1 protein-coding gene is annotated in these 1,220 nt (G+C 70.5%); it reads right to left on the reverse strand.

What is annotated here, in order from left to right:
* On the reverse strand, nt 1-1,142 hold a 1,142-nt coding region (locus tag ABZ404_RS39105; protein WP_358991726.1), incomplete at its 3' end, for a hypothetical protein.
* Nucleotides 1,143-1,220: the final 78 nt, after the last annotated feature.

A 1,220-nucleotide genomic window follows, 5' to 3' on the forward strand; every position in this document is an offset into this window, starting at 1 on the left:
GCGAGCGGGATGTACGCCTCGCCCTGCGTGGACGGCTCCGCGAAGCGGACGATGCCGTTCTGGGTGGCGTAGATGCCCTCGCGGATCCCGCCGTCCGCGTACGACAGGCCTTTCTGCGCCCGCGCGAGGTCGGCCAGGAACTTCGTCGCCCGCGCCCCGAGGGCGTCCCGGATCGTCGGCGAGGCCTTCCCGGCGACGGTGACGATCTCGTCCTCGCCCAGGCCCGTGGTGTCGGCGACATCGTGCAGCCCGGTCCGGCTGGACTTGACGGCCGCGATGATCGACACGAGTTCAGAGACCTGGTCCGGCGTGAGCTGAGCGTTGGCCCGCCCCGCCTGCGCATTCGCCTTGGACGCCTTGCCCTTGTCCCTGACCGCCTCGGCGGCGAGCTGCTGCGCCGCCTCATCCCCCTGCGCGGAGAGCTGGGCCGCGAGGTCGCCGAACCCGGCGGCGGCGAGCTTCGCCAGGTTCGTCGCGAACGTGGTGTTGGTGTTGGAGGCCTTGGTGAGCTGGCGGGTGTAGTCGGTCAGCGTGGCTTTCGCCGTGGCCCCGAGGCCCCGCAGCGACGCGGCCATCTCATTGACGTACTTGGTGGTCCCCTGCGCCATTTTCGCGGTGAGGGCTACACCGTCCTCGCCCATGCCCTCCAGTGCGGCCGCAACGTCCGACCCGGCCCGCTCCGCCACCGTGGTCAGGTTGCGGGCCCATTCGGCGTTGGCCCGCGAGTTGGCCTTGAGCTTGGCCTCGACCGCCGACAGGTCGAAGTAGTCGATCTCCTTGTCCTCGCCGCCCTTGACCTTGACCTTGCGGGTCTTGTGTCCGGCCTGCCCGGCGTCGGAGGCGCTGTAGAGGGTGCCGGTGGACGGGTCGTAGCGCCAGTCGGTGACGCTGCCGCTGGCGTTCCACTCGATACCGGCCGGGTCGCCCCCGAGGCGTCGCACGATCTCCTCGGTGATCGCCCGGGAGCGGGGCCGGGCTGATGTTCGAAAAGGCACGTACCCCTCGCCAGAAGTCTCCTGCTCCCCCCACACGCGGTAGGAGCCAGCTGGAGCGATCTGGGCGACATGCTGGTTCGGGACGTCGCCCGGTGAGGTCCCGCCGTCCGCGAAGCTGCGAATGCCCCCGGCGGCGTAGAAGTCCAAGACAGATCCGCGGGCCTGCGGGTTCTGGATCATGTCGGGCGCCGGCGAGCAGGGCCGCCCCCAGGGGATGGTCGACTA

Origin of the sequence: Streptomyces sp. NPDC005878 (assembly GCF_040629815.1) — a bacterium.
Classification (GTDB): Bacteria; Actinomycetota; Actinomycetes; order Streptomycetales; family Streptomycetaceae; genus Streptomyces.